The organism is Streptomyces sp. NPDC020898, assembly GCF_044333925.1.
Classification (GTDB): domain Bacteria; phylum Actinomycetota; class Actinomycetes; order Streptomycetales; family Streptomycetaceae; genus Streptomyces.
Genome location: NZ_JBIRRV010000011.1, coordinates 1 through 17114, shown reverse-complemented (window position 1 = coordinate 17114; position 17114 = coordinate 1). Strand labels below are relative to the sequence as shown.

Here is a 17114-nt window from a genome sequence, read left to right as displayed (position 1 = left end):
GCACGGTGGCCCGGGGCGTCCGTCGGCCCTTCCACGATCAGCGCTTGGACCACGTAACTTCATGTCTTGGTTTGAATCCCTCATCCTCGGACTCGTCCAGGGGCTGACCGAATTCCTCCCCGTCTCCTCCAGCGCGCATCTGCGCCTGACGGCCGCGTTCTCCGGCTGGGAAGACCCGGGAGCGGCCTTCACCGCGATCACCCAGCTGGGTACGGAAGCGGCGGTGCTGATCTACTTCCGCAAGGACGTCGGACGCATCCTCTCGGCGTGGTTCCGCTCGCTCACCAACAAGGCGATGCGCAGCGATCACGACGCGCAGATGGGCTGGCTGGTGATCGTCGGCTCGATTCCGATCGGTGTGCTCGGGGTGACGCTCAAGGACCAGATCGAGGGGCCGTTCCGGGATCTGCGGATCACCGCGACGATGCTGATCGTGATGGGCATCGTCATCGGCATCGCCGACCGCCTCGCGGCGCGCGACGAGACCGGCGGCAAGCACCGGGCGGCCAGGGAGCGCAAGGGCCTGAAGGACCTGAACGTACGGGACGGTCTGATCTACGGCCTGTGCCAGGCGATGGCGCTGGTCCCCGGCGTCTCCCGGTCCGGCGCGACCATCAGCGGCGGCCTGTTCATGGGCTACTCCCGTGAGGCGGCGGCCCGTTACTCCTTCCTGCTGGCCATGCCGGCCGTGCTCGCCTCGGGCGTGTTCGAGCTCAAGGACGCGTCGGAGGGTGGCCATGTCTCCTGGGGCCCGACGGCCTTCGCGACGGTGATCGCCTTCGCGGTCGGATATGCCGTAATCGCGTGGTTCATGAAGTTCATCAGCACCAAGTCGTTCATGCCGTTCGTCTACTACCGCATCGCCCTCGGCATCGTGATCATCGCCCTGGTGGCGACGGGCGCCCTGAGCCCGCACGCGGCGGAGTCGGCGAACTGACGCCCGCCTTGGAGCGCCCCTGACAGGCTCACGGGGCGGACTGCCGGGCGGACTCACGAGGCGATCAAGTCGACCGTGACCAACCACATACCGTGTGAGTAGCCACGTGGTAGCGCAGTGTCAGTCCTTGCCCCTACGCTGGTGCGCATGTCCCCCGATTACGTGGCCCCTGGTTCCGTGCGGTCTGCTGCCGCGCTGAACGAGCAGATCCGTGCACTCTGGCTCCGCGCGAACGGCTCTCTCTCCACCCAAGAGCGGGAGGAGTACGAGTTGTTGGTGGTCAAGTGGGCCGCGGCGATACGCGGCGAGGTCATCGAGGCCGCCTGACCATCGCGGTGCACAACAGGGCCGCCGGACACCTGTCGACGGCGCGACTTGCCCGGCCCGACGAGCCCTTGAACCCCCTCCTGCCATCACCCAGCGTCACCGTCCGCCCGACACCCGCAGCACCGCACCCGTCGTGTACGAGGCTTCCGGAGACATCAACCAGGCGATGGCAACGGCGACTTCCTCCGCCAGCCCCGGCCGGCGGAGCGGAATCGCTGCGGACGCGCGTTTCGCCCGATCCGGGTCGCCCATCGCCGCATGCATCTCGGTGTCGATGATGCCCGGGGCCACCGCATTGACGCGGATGCCGTCCGGTCCCAGTTCCTTCGCCAGCCCCACAGTCAGCGCGTCGACGGCCGCCTTGGTCGCCGCGTAGTGGACGTAGTCACCGGGGCTGCCGAGGGTGGCCGCCGCCGAGGACACGTTCACGATCACGCCGGTCCCCCGCGCCGTCATGGCCCGCGCGGCCCGACGCGAACACAGCAGCGTGCCCAGCAGGTTGACCTCCACCACGCGCCGCAGATCGGCGGGGTCCGCGTCGGCGAGCCTGCCCAGCGGGCCGGTCACCCCGGCGTTGTTCACCAGCCCCGTGACCGGTCCGAGCCGCTCCTCCACCGTGTCGAAGAGCCGGTCCACGTCCGCCTCGACCGAGGTGTCCACCGGCACGGTCACGGAGCGCGCCCCTGTCGCCCGCACCTCCGCCGCGACCGACTCGGCGGCCCTGACGTCCCGCACGTACCCCACGGCGACATCGTGCCCGTCCGCCGCGAGCCGCAGACAGGTCGCGGCACCGATCCCCCGACTCCCACCGGTGACCACCGTGACAGACGACCCGCTCATGGACGTACCTCCGTGTTTCGCACGCGCCCTACGATCGCAGGAACGCGACCGCGTCCGCGCCGAGCGGACAGGACCACTCCACGGGCAACAGCCCAGCCGCACGGGCCAGTTCACCTACCCGTACGAGCCCGTGGATCTCGACGGTCGGCAGGGCCACCTGCGTCTTCAGCCACTGTTGCTCCCACCACCGCAACTGGAGGCAAAGCCCGATCCTGCGTCCGAGTCGCACCCGGAACCGGAGTCGGATCCGGTGTCGGCGGAATTGTCCAGGGCCTTACCCATACGGATCAGAGCCCGGCCCAGACCGGACGGGAGCGGCCGCGCGCTGACGACGCCGCGTCGGACCAGGCCGTCCGGGAGGACAGCGGGACCGCCGAAGACGTAGTCCGGCAGACCCTCGCCCCGTTCGGCCGCCCGCAGTTGCCGTCGGCCCGACCGGGTCAGCCGGCGCCGCGACCCCGACACCAGGTTCCGCGCAGCCAGTCGGCGGGCGATCTTCTGCACCTCCGAAGAGCGTCGCAGGGCGGCGAGTACAGAGGCGGCGCTCCTGTGGTGCGGGCAGGAGGCGAACAGGGCACACTCGACCGGGTGTTCAGGCAGCACCTCACCCACCGCACGCACTCGTGAACCGCTGAGCTTCAGCAGCCCGCGCTCGACCAGCGCGATCACCGCGCTGTCCACCACCCGCTGGGCCCCGCCTGCCAGGAAGGCCACCTCATAGACGTCCAGGGCCTCGGGCCCCTCTATCGCCGAGACAGGCCGCCGAAACGCAACTCCCATGTCGATTCCCCCCATCGGACACCTTGTTCCTGGAGTGTCACCCGGCAGGAAATCGCACAACCCTGTCCCCCGCCCTTTCAGAGCAACAGTTGAGCTTTCCGGTCGGGGCACGTAGCACTTGAGGACAGCCAGGGCCATCAGCAAGCAGTGCTCACAGACCCCTTGAGGTACCGCTCTCCCGGGCTTCAAGAAGCTCGTCACCGTGCTCGGTCGCCCAGCGGCCGAGCGCCGTCATCGGGCCCTCGACCAGGCTCTGTCCCAAGCGGGTCAGGGCGTACTCGACGCGAGGCGGAGCCTCGCGGTGTGCGTGGCGTTCGAGCAGTCCGGCGGCGAGCAGGCGGCGCAGGGAATCGGTGAGAACCTTGTCGCTGACGCCCCCGATCACCGTGCGCAGCTCGCGGCGCCGGCGCGGTCCCTCGCGAAGAGCCGCCAGTACGACGGGATCCCAGGTGTGGGTGAACAGATCAGTGGCCGCGCGCAGGCGGCAGTCGGCGACAAAGGCGTGGCAGTGGGCGTCGTGATCAGTCATCTCGCCGCCCATCGTCCTGTGTTGGTCACGCACCGATCAGTGCGTAACGCCTTTCATACCGTGCCTACCCAACCAATCACTGTTCGAGAGGCAGCGACGATGCGCATCGGAATCCTGGGAACAGGGACACTTGCGGCGGCCCTGGGCGAGGGCTGGGCACGTGCGGGGCATGAGGTGGTGATCGGCGGGCGGTCGCAGGTGAAGGCCGAGAGGCTTGCCGATCGGCTCGGGCACGGCGCGCTCGCCATGGCGCCGCGTGAGGTGGCCGTCGGGCGCGATGCGGTACTGCTCGCCGTGACATGGGACGGCGTCGAGGACACGCTGGAATCGGTGGGCGCGTCAGACGGCGTACTCGACGGAACGCCGTTGATCGATCCCACGAACGCTGTCGCCCATGGTGTCGGCACTCTGCTCACCGGATACGGGGAGTCGATGGCCGGGCGGATCGCCGGGCTCGCTCCAGGAGCCCGGGTCGTGAAGGCGTTCCATCTTTTTCCCGCCGGGCAGTGGACGAGCCCGCCCGGTGGCGGCCGGTCCCGGGTGACGGTGGCGATGTGCGGCGACGACACGACGGCCCTGCATGTCGTCGGCGCACTGGTCCGTGACGTCGGTGGGACCCCGGCGACTCTGGGGGCGTTGGATCGCGCCCGCCAGTTGGAGGAGGTGGCGGGTTTCGTCATCGGCTTGGCTTTCGCGGGCTTCGACCCCCACTCCGCCGTCCCCCAGGTGCCCTCGGACGACAGACGCAGCAGCTCCCAGGGGTAGCCGTGCCGGTGCACGCGGCCGACCGGCAGCGGAGTCGGACACGCCCGGGAGGCACCGAATTTCCGCGCGATATCAGCGATTCCCTTGGCTCCGCCCGCCCCGTGCCCAACACTGAGCCGATGACGCAGCGTGTAGAGCTCGCGACCGTGATGGACCGGCTTTCCCTCGACGGAATCGTCACCGAGTACGCGGTGGCAGTGGACGACGGTGACTGGGAGGCGTACGTAGGACTGTTCGCGCCGGACGGGCGGGCCGACTACCGCTCGGCCGGCGGTATCGAGGGGGATGCCGGGCAGGTCGCCGGGTGGCTCGCGGGGAGCATGGAGCTGTTTCCGATGCGGCAGCATCTGATCGTCAACCGGCGGGTGCGCTTCGACCTCCTGGAGCAGGACACCGGCGACACGGCCCGCGTCCAGGCCGACTACGTCAATCCCATGCGCCTCGCGGACCGTGACGGCGAGGGCGGGTCCACCGCACCGGACTTCGTGTGCGGCGGCCGGTACTCCTTCGGGCTGATCCGTACGCCGGACGGCTGGAGGTTTCGCGAAGTGGTCGTCCAGGAGAAATGGCGCCGCGCGCCGAAGCAGTACCAGCAACCGGCCGCCGACTGAGCGACGGCGACTGGCGGCCGGCGGCCTACAGCCACGTGCGCCCTCTCCGTCTCTCCCGTCCCGCGAACGATCCGCCGTACGAGGAATGCGCCACCCCTGTCCCAAGTCCTGCTGGCCCGAGATCGTCCCCACCGCGCACACTGGACCCACCGGCTGGGTGACCGACCGGGTGCTGACTGGGTACTGATCGGGGAACCGACTGGTAGGAGGCGCCGTATGAAACTGCCTGGCCATTGGCTCGCCTCCCCGTGGCGGCGTTCCGCGGTCGCGGCGCTGGCCGGGGCTCTGCCGATGTTCGCCTTCCCGGCGCCGTCCCTGTGGTGGTTCGCGTACGTCGCACTCGTGCCCTGGATTCTGCTCGTCCGGTCCGCGCCGACCTGGAAACGGGCGGCGTACGACGGCTGGTTCGGCGGCTTCGGCTTCATCCTGGCCGTGCATCACTGGCTGTTGCCGAGCCTGCATGTGTTCACGCTCGTCATCGCGGCGCTGATGGGTGTGCTGTGGGTGCCCTGGGGCCTGCTCGTACGCCGGTTCCTTGCGGGCCGGCCCTCGGCCGGGCAGGTCGCCGCCGGGCTCGTCGTACTGCCGTCGGGGTGGCTCATGGTGGAGCTCATCCGTTCGTGGCAGGGGCTGGGCGGGCCGTGGGGCATGATCGGTTCCAGCCAGTGGCAGGTGGCGCCCGCGCTGCGGCTGGCCTCGGTCGGCGGGGTGTGGCTGCTCAGCTTCCTGGTGGTGGCCGTGAACGTCGGGGTCGCCGTCCTGGTCGCGGTGCGTGAGTCCCGCGTCCCGGCCGTGGCCGGTCTGGTCGCCGCCGCCGCTGTGACCTCCGCGGCCTGGGTCTGGTCGCCGCGTCCGGAGGCGGACGGCCGGGTGCGGATCGCTCTCGTACAGCCGGGGATCATCGGCGGATCCGGCAGCGTCGAGAAGCGTTTCGCACGCGAGGAAGCGCTGACGCGTCAGCTGGCCGGCGAGGACATCGACCTGGTCGTCTGGGGCGAGAGCAGCGTCGGTTTCGACCTCGCCGGCCGGCCCGACCTGGCGAAACGGCTTGCCTCGCTCTCGCGCACCACCGGCACCGACATCCTCGTCAACGTGGACGCCAGACGCTCCGACCGGCCCGGCATCTACAAGAGTTCGGTGCTCGTGGGACCCGACGGCCCGACCGGTGACCGGTACGACAAGATGCGGCTCGTGCCGTTCGGTGAGTACATTCCGGCGCGTTCGCTGCTGAGCTGGGCCACCTCCGTCGGCAAGGCCGCGAGCGAGGACCGCAGGCGCGGCAGCGAGCAGGTGGTGATGACCATCGGGGGCGGGCTGCGTATCGGCCCCATGGTCTGCTTCGAGTCCGCGTTCCCGGACATGAGCCGCCATCTCGCCCAGGACGGCGCCGACGTACTGATCGCCCAGTCGTCGACCTCCACGTTCCAGCACAGCTGGGCCCCCGAGCAGCACGCCTCGATCGCGGCCCTGCGCGCGGCCGAGACCGGCCGGCCCATGGTGCACGCCACGCTGACCGGCGTCTCCGCCGTCTACGGCCCGAGCGGCGAGCGCGTCGGCTCATGGCTCGGCACCGACGCGAGCACCGCGGCGGTGTACGACGTACCGCTGGCCCGGGGAGTCACGCCGTACGTCCGCTTCGGCGACTGGGCGGTGCACGGCGCCGTGCTCGTCCTTCTCGTCCTGGGCGGCGTCGAGGGCGCCCGCGTGCTCAGGCGGCGTCGATCTGCTCCCGCACCGCACCTACCACCCGTTCGCACAGTTCGTGAGTCGCCAGTGCGTCCCGGGCGCTGAGCACCTTGCCCGCGCGGACGGCGTCGAGGAACGCGAGCACGGCCTGTTCGATACCGCGCTGCCGCGCCACCGGCACCCAGTCGCCGCGCCGCCGTACGGTCGGCTGTCCCTTGTGGTCGATCACCTCGGCGAGGTTGACCACCTGACGCTTGGTGTCCTGCCCGGACACTTCGAGGATCTCCTCGGCGGAGCCGCTGAGCCGGTTCATCACCCCGAGCGCGGTGAATCCGTCCCCGGCGAGCTGGAGCACCACGTGGTGCAGCAGACCGCCCTCCGTGCGGGCGCGCACGGTCACGTCGTCGACGGGGCCCGGCACCAGGAACCGCAACGTGTCCACGACATGGATGAAGTCGTCGAGGATCATCGCCCGGGGTTCCTCGGGCAGGCCGATGCGGTTCTTCTGCATCAGGATCAGCTCGCGCGGGTGGTCGGCGCACTGGGTGTAGCCGGGCGCGAAGCGCCGGTTGAACCCGACGGCGAGCGAGACCTCGTGCTCCTCCGCCAGCCTCACCAGCCGATCGGAGTCGGCGAGTTCGTACGCGAGCGGCTTGTCGACGTACGTCGGTACGCCGGCCTCCAGCAGCCGGGTGACGATCTGCGGGTGCACGACCGTGGGCGCGTGCACGAAGGCCGCGTCGAGGCCCTGGGCGATCAGCGCGTCGAGGTCGGCGTGACGCTGCCCGGGCGGCAGTCGCAGGCCGTCGGCGACGCGGGCGAGCGTCGCGGGCGTCCGCGTGTGCAGATGCAGCTCGATCCCCGGCCGTGCGCCCAGCACCGGCAGATACGCCTTCTGCGCGATGTCACCGAGTCCGACACAGCCGACCTTCACACGGATCTCCACTCGTCACATCGCGCTTGCCTGCACTTTTGTCGGTCGGGCCGCTGGTGAGCCCTTGGCTCCTGGCGGCCCCCCGCGCCTACTCGGCAGGATACGGCGGCCGCCGTGGCCGTCCGTCGGCGACGGTCGTCGAAAACTCCGCAGGAGGAGGGCGGGTCGCGGCTCCTATATTGACTGGCCGGTGTGCGGGCGGCTGGGCCAGGATTCGAACATGACGACGACTCAGCGCAACGAACCCGCTCCGAACGACAGCGAACGACCCATGCTGGAGGGCTGGTTGAACTACCACCGGCAGACGCTCGCATGGAAGTGCGAGGGCCTGACCGGCGCCCAGCTCAGAACCGCCTCGGTGGAACCGTCCGAACTCTCGCTGATGGGCCTGGTGCGGCACATGGCGGAGGTCGAGCGTTTCTGGTTCCGCAAGATCCTCGTGGACGAGGACACAGGGCCGATCTACGGCACCAAGGAGGATCCCGACGCCGAGTTCCATCTGACCGATGCGGACACCTGGGAGGAGGCGTACGGCACCTGGCAGGCCGAGATCGGGATCGCCGGGCGCCATGCCGGCGGCTTCGGGCTCGACGACCTCTCCAAGGGCAGAAGCAAGTACAACGACGAGCCCTTCAGCCTGCGCTGGATCCTGACCCACATGATCGAGGAATACGCCCGCCACAACGGTCACGCCGACCTGGTCCGCGAACGGCTCGACGGAGTGACGGGGGACTGAGCCCGGCCGGCGGACAGGTACGCCGTCGGGACGGTTCGAGACAGGGACGGCCGTCAGCCGGGGTTGTCGCACACCCTCCGTACGGGGCCGGAGATCACCCGTGCGGGGCATCCTGCGCTGGACCACCGTTCCGGAAGGGGCCGGACCCAGCAGAGTGGCGCGGATGCATCGAACGACGACCACCGCAACGCTTCTGGTCACCGTGGCTGTCTCGGCCCTCTCCGGCTGTGTCACGATCCAGCACCCACCCGCTCCCGGCCCATCCCCGGCGCCGTCGGTGCCGTCGGTGCCGTCCCGGCCGTCGGTGCCCCTGCCCGGTGGGCGGGCCGAGCCGCAGATCGTGCAGGCGCCCGCCCTGGAGGCGCTGGAGCTCATCGGCCCCGACCGCAGGCCCCCGAAGGCCCCGAGCGAGCCGCACCGCCCGGCTGCCTCGGCGCCTCCGGCCCCGTCGACCGCCGCTCCGGAGCCCTCGCCCCGCCGCAACCGGCCGAAGCAGCGCCCGCCGAAACCGGAACGCCGCCACACCCCGCCCCGCGTCGAGCTCCCCGAGGTGTCCCGCCCGGTACGCGAGAACACGGACGTGTGCGCCCTCGGCGAGAAGTACGGCGGCTGGGGCAAGGACAGTCCGCAGACGGTCATCTGCAAGGAGACGTACGGGCGTTGAGCGTGTACGGGCCCGCCGTGGCACGGTCGGCGAGGCCACCGCCGGGAGCGGCAGGGGACGGCACCCTCCAGGGCCGCACAGGGCCGCACAGGGCCCTCCAGGTCGGCTCAGGGCCGCGGCCGGGACGGCCCCCAGGAATCCCCTCCCGGCCCGCCGGAGGAGTCCCCCTCCCCCAGCCGCAGCTCCAGCCGTCCGATGGCCGCCCTGATCCCGTCGCCGTAACTGTCGTCGCCCAACGCGTCGGCCGCGCCGCGGGCCCGGCGGAGGTGGGTGCGGGCGGCCTCGGGGCGGTCCAGTTTCACGTAGTCGGCGGCGAGGTTCAGGTGCAGCGAGGGGTACAGGCCGCGCACCGCGAGCGCGCCCTCGTGCCGGACCACCTCCGCCACCCGGTCGTCCGACAGCTCCTCCGCCGCCGACAACGCCCGGAGGTCCCACGCCAGTTCGTCCAAGGGGTCGTCCTGCGTGTCGGCCATGTAGTGCGCCAGCGTGCAGCGGTGCAACGGGTCGCCGTCCTCGCCGATCTCCGCCCACAGCCCCAGGAAGCGCCCCCGTGCCTCCTCACGGTCACCGCCGTGATGCAACATGACGGTCTGTCCGATCCGGGTCATCATGGCGTCCGGCACCACCTGTTCCTGCCGCTCCGTCACCGAGCACTCCGCCCTTGTCCGCGCCCTGTCCGCTGTCCCTCACGACGCTAACGGCAGCCACTGACAATCCCGGTCAGGCGACCCGGTGCGGCGCCGGCCCGGCCCCGTGACGGACGGGAACCGGACCAGCGACGCGACTCACCGCCGCCGGATCAGCCGAGGTCGGGAATCGTCCAGTCGATCGGCTCGTGCCCCTGACCGGCCACCGCCTCGTTGATCTGCGTGAACGGACGCGAGCCGAAGAACTTCTTCGCAGAGAGCGGAGACGGGTGCGCGCCCTTCACCACCACGTGCCGCTCCTCGTCGATCAGCGGGAGCTTCTTCTGCGCGTAGTTGCCCCACAGGACGAAGACCGCCGGGTCGGGACGGTCGGCCACGGACCGGATCACGGCGTCCGTGAACTTCTCCCAGCCCTTCCCCTTGTGCGAGTTGGCCTCGCCGGAGCGGACCGTGAGCACGGCGTTGAGCAGCAGCACGCCCTGCTGGGCCCACGGCATCAGATAGCCGTTGTCGGGGACGGGCGTGCCCAGCTCCTCCTTCATCTCCTTGTAGATGTTGCGGAGCGAGGGCGGGGTCTTCACCCCTGGCCGGACCGAGAAGCACAGGCCATGGCCCTGCCCCTCGCCGTGGTAGGGGTCCTGACCGAGGATCAGGACCTTCACCTGGTCGTACGGCGTCGCGGCGAGCGCGGCGAACACCTCTTCGCGCGGAGGAAAGACAGGACCCTTCGCCCGCTCCTCCTCGACGAACTCGGTCAGCTCCTTGAAGTAGGGCTGCTGCAGCTCGTCACCCAGGACGCCGCGCCAGGACTCGGGCAGCATGGCGATGTCGGTCACGTGAACTTCCTCCGGTGTGCGGTGTGTTCCACTCACCGAAGAACCTACCGGCGCCCACTGACAACAGGGCGCCGGTTCCGTCCGTCTGCTCCGCTACCGGTCCGCTACCAGCTGGTCTTCCAGTACAGCTCCCACATCACCATCATCGTCGCCGGGTCGATGGCCACCTCGGTACCGCCGACCTCCTCGTTCGCCGCCACGTGCTGCTTGCCCTGCCACAGCGGCAGCAGCCTGGCGTCGTCCAGGAGGATCTGCTGGGCTTCCTCGAACTCCTCGGACACGGCCCCGCGGTCGCTCTCCTTGCGTGACGCGGGCAGCAGCTCACCGGTGATCTCGGGTGACGTGTACGGCGTACCGAGCGCGTTCTGCTCGCCCACGAAGGGGGCGATGAAGTTGTCGGCGTCGGGGAAGTCGGGGAACCAGCCACGCCCGAACACCGGGTACTCGCCCTTCTGGTAGCCGTCCACATAGGTCTTCCAGGGGCGGCTCTGGAGCGTGACGGTGAACAGGCCGGAGGCGTCCAGCTGGCGCTTCAGTTCCTCGAAGGCCGGCTTGGTCTGGGAGCCGTAGCGGTCGCTCGTGTACCAGAGGGTGAGCGGGACCCGCTCGGTGATGCCGTCCTCCAGGAGGATCTGCCTGGCCTTGGAGGAACTGGGATTCCCGAAGCTGTCGAAGAAGCCCGTGGTGTGGCCGACCAGCCCCTGGGGGATCATGGAGTACAGCGGCTCGACGGTGTCCTTGTAGATGTTGTGCGCGAGCGCCGGGCGGTCGACGATCTGGGCGATCGCCTGGCGGACCGAGAGCTTGTTGGACCAGGGGTCCTTGGGGTTGAACACCAGGTAGCTGATCTCGGTGGTGGCGTTCTCGACGAGCTGGAGTCCGTGCTCCTTCTCGTTGTCCTGGATGTCCACGATGTCCTCCGCGCTGAGGCCGCGGTAGATGACATCGATCTTCTTGTCCCTGAGAGCGTCGGCCACGTCGGCCGACTGCTGGAAGTAGCGGATGGTGACGGCGTCGTTCTTCGGATCCGCGATGCCCTTGTAGCTCTCGTTCTTGACGAGTTCGGCCCTGTCGCCCTCTTTGTAGGACTCCAGGGTGTACGGCCCCGAGCCACCGATCTCGCCGTCCTCGCGGAGCGACTTCGCGGGGTACTCATCGGGATCCACGATCGACATGGCAGGCGTGGAGAGCACGAAGGGGAACGTCGCGTCGGGCTGGTTCAGGTGGAAGACGATCTCGCGCTCGCCCTTCAGCTCGATCCGGTCGAGGCTGGTCAACAGGCCGGCGGGGCCACCGTTGACGTTGATCGCCTTGATGCGGTCGATGGAGTACTTGACGGCCTTCGTGTCCAGCGCGTGTCCGTCCGAGAACTGGAGCCCCTCGCGCAGCTCACAGCTGTACACCGTGCTGGAGCTGTCGGTGAACTCGCAGCTCTTGGCGGCGTCGGGCTTGGGCTCGGAGCCGCCCGTCTCGAAGTTGAGCAGCGTCTGGTGGACGTTGCGGAACAGCTCCCACGAGTTGTCCCAGGAGGCCGCCGGATCCAGTGTGCTGGGCTCGCTGGTCGTTCCGACCGCGATCGGCTTCCCCTCGCCGGAGGAGTCGGAGGAGAAGACTCCACATCCGGCGACCATGGATATGGACGCGGCTGTTGCCAGCTGCCGCAGGCCCCGGTTCCGGTTGAACACGTGCACGCTCCTCGATCTGCCATACCAAGCCAACGGTCGGCAGACCATACCGCAGCGCCCCACCGGGTGGTCCAGCTCCCTGGTAGGCCACTTGATCAGCTCGTATCCGCCGGCGCCACTATCGGACTGTGTGACCTCGTACGTCGACACCGGAGCATTTTCTGTCAGGCAGGGCGCATATGTTTGCACCAGTCGACATAGAGACTTCCGACCGCGCATCTTCCGGTGGATGCCGGTGGAGACATAAAAACCGACAACGAGGCAGGGCGGGCGCTCCCTCGTCGGTGAACGCCCACCCCGATTCGTACCCCTTGGGGGGTCTACGTCAGCTGTTGCCCGCCTTGAGGAAGATCCCGCCGTCGACCACGAGCGTCTGGCCGGTGATCCAGTCGGCCTGGGCCGAGGTCAGGAACGCGGCGGCGCCGCCGATGTCGGAGGGTACGCCGAGCCGGCCGAGCGGGTAGGCGGCAGCCGCCTCCTCCTCGCGGCCCTCGTACAGCGCCTGGGCGAACTTCGTCTTCACGACGGCCGGCGCGATCGAGTTGACCCGCACCCGGGGCGCGTACTCGTGCGCCAGTTGCCGCGTCAGGTTGTCCATCGCGGCCTTGCTGATGCCGTACGCGCCGATGAACGGCGAGGCCGAGAGGCCGGCGACGGACGTGATGTTGACGATCGCGCCGCCGTTCTCCTTCTGCCAGGCGTGCCAGGTCTTCTGGGCGAAACCGAGCGCCGAGACGACGTTGGTCTCGAAGACCTTGCGTGCCACATTGAGGTCGAGGTCGGCGATCGGCCCGAACACCGGGTTCGTACCGGCGTTGTTGACGAGGAAATCGACGCGTCCGAACGCCTCCATGGTGCGCTCGACGGCGACGGCCTGGTGGGCCTCGTCGTGGGCCTTGCCGGCCACGCCGATGACCCGGTCGGCGCCGAGGGTCTCGACGGCCTCTTTGAGCGCGTCCTCGTTGCGTCCGGTGATGCACACGCGGTCACCGCGCGCGATCAGCGCCTCGGCGATGCCGTAGCCGATGCCCCGGCTGGCGCCCGTGATGAGCGCGACCTTGCCCGAAAGTTCCGTGGTCGTCATGTCTGTGTCCCCCGGCCCTAGTCGAGCGGTCCGCCGGCGACGTACAGGACCTGGCCGGAGACGAATCCGGCCGCCTCGCCCGCGAAGAAGGCGATCGCGTTGGAGATGTCGTCCGGGTTGCCCACGCGCTGCACGGGGATCTGGGTCGCGGCGGCGGCCTGGAAGTCCTCGAAGCCCATGCCGACGCGCTCGGCGGTGGCGGCGGTCATGTCGGTGACGATGAAGCCGGGGGCGACGGCGTTCGCGGTGACGCCGAACTTGCCGAGTTCCAGGGCGAGGGTCTTGGTGAAGCCCTGGAGACCGGCCTTGGCGGCGGAGTAGTTGACCTGGCCGCGGTTGCCCTGGGCGGAGGACGAGGACAGGTTGACGATCCGTCCGAACTTGGCGTCCACCATGTACTTCTGACAGGCCCTCGACATCAGGAAGGCGCCGCGCAGGTGCACGTTCATGACCGTGTCCCAGTCGGACGCGCTCATCTTGAACAGCAGGTTGTCGCGGAGCACGCCCGCGTTGTTGACGAGGATCGTGGGACCGCCCAGTTCCGCGGCGATGCGCGTGACGGCGGCCTCGACCTGGGCCTCGTCGGAGACGTCGCAACCGACGGCGATCGCCTTGCCACCGGCGGCGGTGATCTTCTCGACGGTGTCCTTGCAGGCGGCCTCGTCGAGGTCGATCACGGCGACGGCGCGACCCTCCGCGGCCAGTCGTACGGCGGTGGCGGCGCCGATGCCTCGCGCACCGCCGGTGACCACGGCGACCCGCTGCTCAGTGGTGGACATTGCTGGTTCTCCTCGCCCTTGAAAAGCCTGCGGCCCACGGTACGCCCTCAGGTGAGCGACCGCTTAGTACCTTCAGTACACGTGACGCTAGAAGTCCTGACACCCGGTGTCAACGGCATGCCGTGCCGGTGTGATCCATTACCTGACCAGCAGGTCGAGCAGTCGCGCCGCCTCGGCCCGCGGATCGGCGGTGAGCCCCGTGTGCACGGGCCCCGGCTGGACGACCGTCGAGCGCGGCGCGATCAGCCAGCGAAACCGCCGCCCCGCATCGTCGAGCGCCGCCTGGCCTGCCGCCTCCCCGCCCGCACATACACCCTCGACGGCACGCAGCGCGGCCCGCACCCCGGCCACGTCGGCCTCGGGGTCCAGCGCCCGCAGCTTGCCCTCGTCCAGATGCGTGTGCGCCACGACGAAGGACCTGGCCCGGCAGTACACCAGCACGCCGGCGTTGAAGCACTCGCCGCGCTCGATCCGCGGTACGACCCGCAGCAGCGCGTACTCGAAGACGACCCGCTCGCTCACTCGGTCCCCCCGTCGGTGATCCGCTCGTGGATGACGGCGGCGCGCGCGAGGAGCGGCTCCGCGTAGGCCGACCGGAGCGCGTCCGGCGAGTCGAAGCCGGGTTCGTCCGCGAGCCACGCGTCGGGGATCTCGGCGGTCACCTCGGCGAGCAGGTCCTCGGTGACCAGCGGCGCCAGTTCGGCGGCGGCCGAGGCGATGTCCGGGCCGAACCGGGCGAGGGCGTGCTCGGAGACGTCGTACGGCTTGGCGGCGGAGGTCCGGGCGCCGGGCCAGTGGTGATGCCAGATCATGGTGGCGCCGTGGTCGATGAGCCACAACTCACCGCGCCACATCAGCAGGTTGGGGTTGCGCCAGGACCGGTCGACGTTGTTGACGAGCGCGTCGAACCACACCACCCGCCCGGCCTCCTCGGGGCTCACCCGGAAGGCGAGCGGATCGAAGCCGAGGGCCCCCGACAGGAAGTCCATGCCGAGGTTGGTGCCGCCGCTCGACCTGAGCAGCTCCTGCACCTCCTGCTCGGGTTCGCCGAGGCCCAGCACCGGGTCGAGGGCGACCGTCACGAGCCCTGGCACCCGCAGGCCCAGCCGCCGGGCCAGTTCACCGCAGACGACCTCGGCGACGAGTGTCTTGCGGCCCTGCCCCGCACCGGTGAACTTCATGACGTACGTCCCGAGGTCGTCGGCCTCGACGAGTCCCGGCAGCGAGCCGCCCTCACGCAGGGGCGTGATGTAGCGGGTCGCGATGACTTCCTTGAGCATCGCCCCAGGTTACTGGGGCGTTCACGGCCGGATGCCCGCGCCGCCTGAACGCGGCGTGCACGGGGTTCGTATCTCCGCACAGATCCAGGAAAACCCTGCGGAAGGAAACGCCAGCATGAGCAGCGCCCCGCTACAGCACGTTTCGGGACCGGCCCGTCGTACCGTCATGGCGGCAGCCGGCGCGGCAGGGCTCACCGTCGCGCTGACCGCGTGCGGGTCACAGGACGACTCGTCCGACTCCGCCACCGAGCAGGGCGCCGCCGCCGGCACGGCCCTCGCGAAGACCTCCGACATCCCCGAGGGCGGCGGCAAGATCTTCAAGGACCAGGGCGTGGTGGTCACACAGCCGACCGCGGGCACCTACAAGGCGTTCTCCTCGAAGTGCACGCACGCGGGCTGTGCGGTGACGGGCGTCGCCAACGGTGTCATCAGCTGCGCGTGCCACAACAGCGAGTTCTCGGTGACCGACGGCAGCGTGCAGAAGGGCCCCGCGACCGAGGCGCTGCCCGCCGAGGAGATCATCGTGTCCAGCGGCTCCATCACGCTCGCCTGAGCCATCACCGCCCGTCCCGGCGGGGCCGCTCGAAGCAGGCCAGCACCTCGTTGGTGGTCGCGATCGTGGCGACCAGCGCGAGGGTGTTGCGGATCATCGCGGAGGTGTACTCGGAGGGCACTCCCGCGATGGCGTCTCCCGGCACGACGACCGCGTATCCACGGTTCACGGCGTCGAACACGGCGTTGGGAATCGCGACGTTGGCCGAGACCCCGGTCACGATCAACGTGCGGCAGCCCAGGTTGCGCAGCAGGGCGTCGACGTCGGTGCCCTGGATCGGCGACAGGCCGTGCAGTCGCCGTACGACGAAGTCCTGGTCGGCGACCTCGACGGGCGGCGCGACGCGCACCGCGGTGGTGCCGGAGAGCTGCTGGACGGGGAGCCGTTCGGCGGCGCGGAACAGCCGGGCGTTGCGGTTCGCACCGCGTCCGTCGGGACGCCGTTCGGCGACCGCGTGGATCACCTGGACACGGGTCTCGTGCGCGGCGGCGACAAGCCGGGCGATCCGATGGAGCACGCCCGACGCCCTTGCCTCCTCGGCGAGCTCGGGCAGGGCGCTGTCCGGTCCGACGACGCCCTGCTGGCACTCCACGGTGAGCAGGACCGTGGTCGCGGGGTCGAGGAGTTCGCTGAGCTGTTCGTACGACGGCATGGCGCTCCCTGGCCGCGGACGGTACCGGTGGGCGGGCGAGAGTAACGCCCATTGCATGCGGGCGGAAGACGGCTCATTCTTTTCTGACGTGATGTCAGAGGATCTCCTCTGACACGACGTGGGAACAGAAGGGGGAACCGTATGACTGTCACTCAGCGCCGGGGCCGGAAGATCATGATGACCCCCGGCGAGCTGGACGAATTCCTGACGACCCAGCGCACCTGCCGGGTCGCCACCGTGTCGGCCGAGGGCGCTCCGCATGTGAGCACGCTCTGGTTCGCCTGGGACGGCACCTCGATGTGGCTGTACTCGGTGGTCCGCAGCAGGCGCTGGACCGACCTGCGCCGCGACCCACGGGTCGCGATCGTCGTCGACACGGGCGAGGACTACGACGAACTGCGTGGCGTCGAACTGTCCGGCGCCGTCGACTTCGTCGGCGAGTCCCCCCGCACCGGGGAACTGCGCGCCGAACTCGACGTCCCCGAAACCCTGTTCGCCCGCAAGAACTTCAACCTGGACGAAATGCCCCACGACGGCAGACACGCCTGGATACGCCTGACCCCGGAAAAAACCGTCTCCTGGGACTTCCGCAAACTACCGGCCCCCTGAGGCCCATTCAGCCTGTCCAGCGTTCGAGAACGAGGCCCAGCATCTTCAGCCCGTCCGGCGTTTGAGGACAAGGCCCGTCCAGCGCCACCTTCTCTGCCCCCCCCCCCCCCCCCCCCCCGCAACCCCCCCCCCCCCCCCCCCCCCCCCCCCCCCGCGGGGGGGGGCCCCGCCCCCGGACCG

22 protein-coding genes are annotated in these 17114 nt (G+C 69.8%); 9 read left to right on the top strand and 13 right to left on the bottom strand.

The window, feature by feature from the left end:
• Window positions 1-61 precede the first annotated feature (61 nt).
• Window positions 62-937: an undecaprenyl-diphosphate phosphatase gene (locus ACH4TV_RS30260; RefSeq protein WP_398403617.1), complete on the top strand. Its 876-nt coding sequence runs from the start codon at window positions 62-64 to the stop codon at window positions 935-937.
• 147 nt (window positions 938-1084) lie between these two features.
• Window positions 1085-1264, top strand: coding sequence for a hypothetical protein (locus ACH4TV_RS30255; protein ID WP_398403615.1), 180 nt, complete (start codon window positions 1085-1087; stop codon window positions 1262-1264).
• A 96-nt stretch (window positions 1265-1360) separates the two neighbouring features.
• Here the strand turns inward: ACH4TV_RS30255 and ACH4TV_RS30250 are convergent, their stop codons facing one another.
• The 4 genes from ACH4TV_RS30250 to ACH4TV_RS30235 all read right to left on the bottom strand — a co-directional run bounded on the left by ACH4TV_RS30250 (window position 1361) and on the right by ACH4TV_RS30235 (window position 3413).
• Entirely contained in the window at window positions 1361-2104 is a 744-nt protein-coding gene (locus ACH4TV_RS30250; protein ID WP_398403613.1) for an SDR family oxidoreductase, read from the bottom strand.
• A gap of 28 nt (window positions 2105-2132) precedes the next feature.
• Entirely contained in the window at window positions 2133-2261 is a 129-nt protein-coding gene (locus ACH4TV_RS30245) for a hypothetical protein (RefSeq protein ID WP_398403611.1), read from the bottom strand.
• 8 nt (window positions 2262-2269) lie between these two features.
• Window positions 2270-2884, bottom strand: coding sequence for a TIGR04222 domain-containing membrane protein (locus ACH4TV_RS30240; protein ID WP_398403609.1), 615 nt, complete (start codon window positions 2882-2884; stop codon window positions 2270-2272).
• Window positions 2885-3035: 151 nt separating this feature from the next.
• Window positions 3036-3413 (bottom strand): winged helix-turn-helix transcriptional regulator, encoded by a 378-nt coding sequence (locus tag ACH4TV_RS30235; RefSeq protein ID WP_398404051.1) that lies wholly within the window; start codon window positions 3411-3413, stop codon window positions 3036-3038.
• Between the two features lie 99 nt (window positions 3414-3512).
• Between ACH4TV_RS30235 and ACH4TV_RS30230 the strand changes: the two genes are divergently transcribed.
• The 3 genes from ACH4TV_RS30230 to lnt all read left to right on the top strand — a co-directional run bounded on the left by ACH4TV_RS30230 (window position 3513) and on the right by lnt (window position 6580).
• Window positions 3513-4178 carry an NADPH-dependent F420 reductase gene (locus tag ACH4TV_RS30230; RefSeq protein WP_398403607.1) on the top strand — a complete coding sequence of 222 codons (666 nt, stop codon included), beginning with the start codon at window positions 3513-3515 and terminating at the stop codon, window positions 4176-4178.
• Between the two features lie 119 nt (window positions 4179-4297).
• Complete coding sequence (locus tag ACH4TV_RS30225) at window positions 4298-4789, top strand: nuclear transport factor 2 family protein (protein WP_398403605.1); 492 nt, start codon at window positions 4298-4300, stop codon at window positions 4787-4789.
• 216 nt (window positions 4790-5005) lie between these two features.
• Entirely contained in the window at window positions 5006-6580 is a 1575-nt protein-coding gene (lnt, locus tag ACH4TV_RS30220) for an apolipoprotein N-acyltransferase (RefSeq protein WP_398403603.1), read from the top strand.
• Here the strand turns inward: lnt and ACH4TV_RS30215 are convergent.
• Window positions 6498-7409, bottom strand: coding sequence for a Gfo/Idh/MocA family protein (locus ACH4TV_RS30215; protein WP_398404049.1), 912 nt, complete (start codon window positions 7407-7409; stop codon window positions 6498-6500). The two genes, lnt and ACH4TV_RS30215, sit on opposite strands and share 83 nt — an antisense overlap.
• Before the next feature lie 220 nt (window positions 7410-7629).
• Between ACH4TV_RS30215 and ACH4TV_RS30210 the strand changes: the two genes are divergently transcribed.
• Complete coding sequence (locus tag ACH4TV_RS30210) at window positions 7630-8145, top strand: DinB family protein (protein ID WP_398403601.1); 516 nt, start codon at window positions 7630-7632, stop codon at window positions 8143-8145.
• A gap of 163 nt (window positions 8146-8308) precedes the next feature.
• Complete coding sequence (locus ACH4TV_RS30205; RefSeq protein ID WP_398403599.1) at window positions 8309-8809, top strand: hypothetical protein; 501 nt, start codon at window positions 8309-8311, stop codon at window positions 8807-8809.
• Between the two features lie 107 nt (window positions 8810-8916).
• On the opposite strand, the gene ACH4TV_RS30200 is transcribed toward ACH4TV_RS30205, so the two are convergent.
• The 7 genes from ACH4TV_RS30200 to ACH4TV_RS30170 all read right to left on the bottom strand — a co-directional run bounded on the left by ACH4TV_RS30200 (window position 8917) and on the right by ACH4TV_RS30170 (window position 15120).
• Complete coding sequence (locus ACH4TV_RS30200) at window positions 8917-9456, bottom strand: hypothetical protein (RefSeq protein WP_398403597.1); 540 nt, start codon at window positions 9454-9456, stop codon at window positions 8917-8919.
• Between the two features lie 152 nt (window positions 9457-9608).
• Complete coding sequence (locus ACH4TV_RS30195) at window positions 9609-10292, bottom strand: uracil-DNA glycosylase (protein WP_398403595.1); 684 nt, start codon at window positions 10290-10292, stop codon at window positions 9609-9611.
• A gap of 104 nt (window positions 10293-10396) precedes the next feature.
• On the bottom strand, window positions 10397-11977 hold the full coding sequence (locus ACH4TV_RS30190; protein ID WP_398403593.1) for an ABC transporter substrate-binding protein: 1581 nt from the start codon (window positions 11975-11977) through the stop codon (window positions 10397-10399).
• A 325-nt stretch (window positions 11978-12302) separates the two neighbouring features.
• Window positions 12303-13061 carry an SDR family oxidoreductase gene (locus ACH4TV_RS30185; protein ID WP_398403591.1) on the bottom strand — a complete coding sequence of 253 codons (759 nt, stop codon included), beginning with the start codon at window positions 13059-13061 and terminating at the stop codon, window positions 12303-12305.
• A 17-nt stretch (window positions 13062-13078) separates the two neighbouring features.
• A complete protein-coding gene (fabG, locus tag ACH4TV_RS30180; RefSeq protein ID WP_398403589.1) occupies window positions 13079-13840 on the bottom strand; it encodes a 3-oxoacyl-ACP reductase FabG in 762 nt (253 codons plus the stop codon).
• Between the two features lie 138 nt (window positions 13841-13978).
• Window positions 13979-14362 carry a DUF3037 domain-containing protein gene (locus ACH4TV_RS30175; protein ID WP_398403587.1) on the bottom strand — a complete coding sequence of 128 codons (384 nt, stop codon included), beginning with the start codon at window positions 14360-14362 and terminating at the stop codon, window positions 13979-13981.
• Complete coding sequence (locus tag ACH4TV_RS30170) at window positions 14359-15120, bottom strand: HipA family kinase (protein ID WP_398403585.1); 762 nt, start codon at window positions 15118-15120, stop codon at window positions 14359-14361. The genes ACH4TV_RS30175 and ACH4TV_RS30170 overlap by 4 nt, the downstream gene beginning before the upstream one ends.
• A gap of 115 nt (window positions 15121-15235) precedes the next feature.
• Between ACH4TV_RS30170 and ACH4TV_RS30165 the strand changes: the two genes are divergently transcribed.
• Complete coding sequence (locus tag ACH4TV_RS30165) at window positions 15236-15673, top strand: Rieske 2Fe-2S domain-containing protein (protein WP_398403583.1); 438 nt, start codon at window positions 15236-15238, stop codon at window positions 15671-15673.
• Window positions 15674-15677: 4 nt separating this feature from the next.
• On the opposite strand, the gene ACH4TV_RS30160 is transcribed toward ACH4TV_RS30165, so the two are convergent.
• A complete protein-coding gene (locus ACH4TV_RS30160; RefSeq protein ID WP_398403581.1) occupies window positions 15678-16325 on the bottom strand; it encodes a cysteine hydrolase in 648 nt (215 codons plus the stop codon).
• Window positions 16326-16466: 141 nt separating this feature from the next.
• Between ACH4TV_RS30160 and ACH4TV_RS30155 the strand changes: the two genes are divergently transcribed.
• Window positions 16467-16934, top strand: coding sequence for a pyridoxamine 5'-phosphate oxidase family protein (locus tag ACH4TV_RS30155; RefSeq protein WP_398403579.1), 468 nt, complete (start codon window positions 16467-16469; stop codon window positions 16932-16934).
• Window positions 16935-17114 lie beyond the last annotated feature (180 nt).

Bases quoted from the DNA above. Each gene is read 5' to 3' on its own strand.
- ACH4TV_RS30260 (WP_398403617.1), top strand. From the start codon at position 62: ATGTCTTGGTTTGAATCCCTCATCCTCGGACTCGTCCAGGGGCTGACC.
- ACH4TV_RS30255 (WP_398403615.1), top strand. From the start codon at position 1,085: ATGTCCCCCGATTACGTGGCCCCTGGTTCCGTGCGGTCTGCTGCCGCG.
- ACH4TV_RS30250 (WP_398403613.1), bottom strand. From the start codon at position 2,104: ATGAGCGGGTCGTCTGTCACGGTGGTCACCGGTGGGAGTCGGGGGATC.
- ACH4TV_RS30240 (WP_398403609.1), bottom strand. From the start codon at position 2,884: ATGGGAGTTGCGTTTCGGCGGCCTGTCTCGGCGATAGAGGGGCCCGAG.
- ACH4TV_RS30235 (WP_398404051.1), bottom strand. From the start codon at position 3,413: ATGACTGATCACGACGCCCACTGCCACGCCTTTGTCGCCGACTGCCGC.
- ACH4TV_RS30230 (WP_398403607.1), top strand. From the start codon at position 3,513: ATGCGCATCGGAATCCTGGGAACAGGGACACTTGCGGCGGCCCTGGGC.
- ACH4TV_RS30225 (WP_398403605.1), top strand. From the start codon at position 4,298: ATGACGCAGCGTGTAGAGCTCGCGACCGTGATGGACCGGCTTTCCCTC.
- lnt (WP_398403603.1), top strand. From the start codon at position 5,006: ATGAAACTGCCTGGCCATTGGCTCGCCTCCCCGTGGCGGCGTTCCGCG.
- ACH4TV_RS30210 (WP_398403601.1), top strand. From the start codon at position 7,630: ATGACGACGACTCAGCGCAACGAACCCGCTCCGAACGACAGCGAACGA.
- ACH4TV_RS30205 (WP_398403599.1), top strand. From the start codon at position 8,309: ATGCATCGAACGACGACCACCGCAACGCTTCTGGTCACCGTGGCTGTC.
- ACH4TV_RS30185 (WP_398403591.1), bottom strand. From the start codon at position 13,061: ATGACGACCACGGAACTTTCGGGCAAGGTCGCGCTCATCACGGGCGCC.
- fabG (WP_398403589.1), bottom strand. From the start codon at position 13,840: ATGTCCACCACTGAGCAGCGGGTCGCCGTGGTCACCGGCGGTGCGCGA.
- ACH4TV_RS30170 (WP_398403585.1), bottom strand. From the start codon at position 15,120: ATGCTCAAGGAAGTCATCGCGACCCGCTACATCACGCCCCTGCGTGAG.
- ACH4TV_RS30165 (WP_398403583.1), top strand. From the start codon at position 15,236: ATGAGCAGCGCCCCGCTACAGCACGTTTCGGGACCGGCCCGTCGTACC.
- ACH4TV_RS30160 (WP_398403581.1), bottom strand. From the start codon at position 16,325: ATGCCGTCGTACGAACAGCTCAGCGAACTCCTCGACCCCGCGACCACG.
- ACH4TV_RS30155 (WP_398403579.1), top strand. From the start codon at position 16,467: ATGACTGTCACTCAGCGCCGGGGCCGGAAGATCATGATGACCCCCGGC.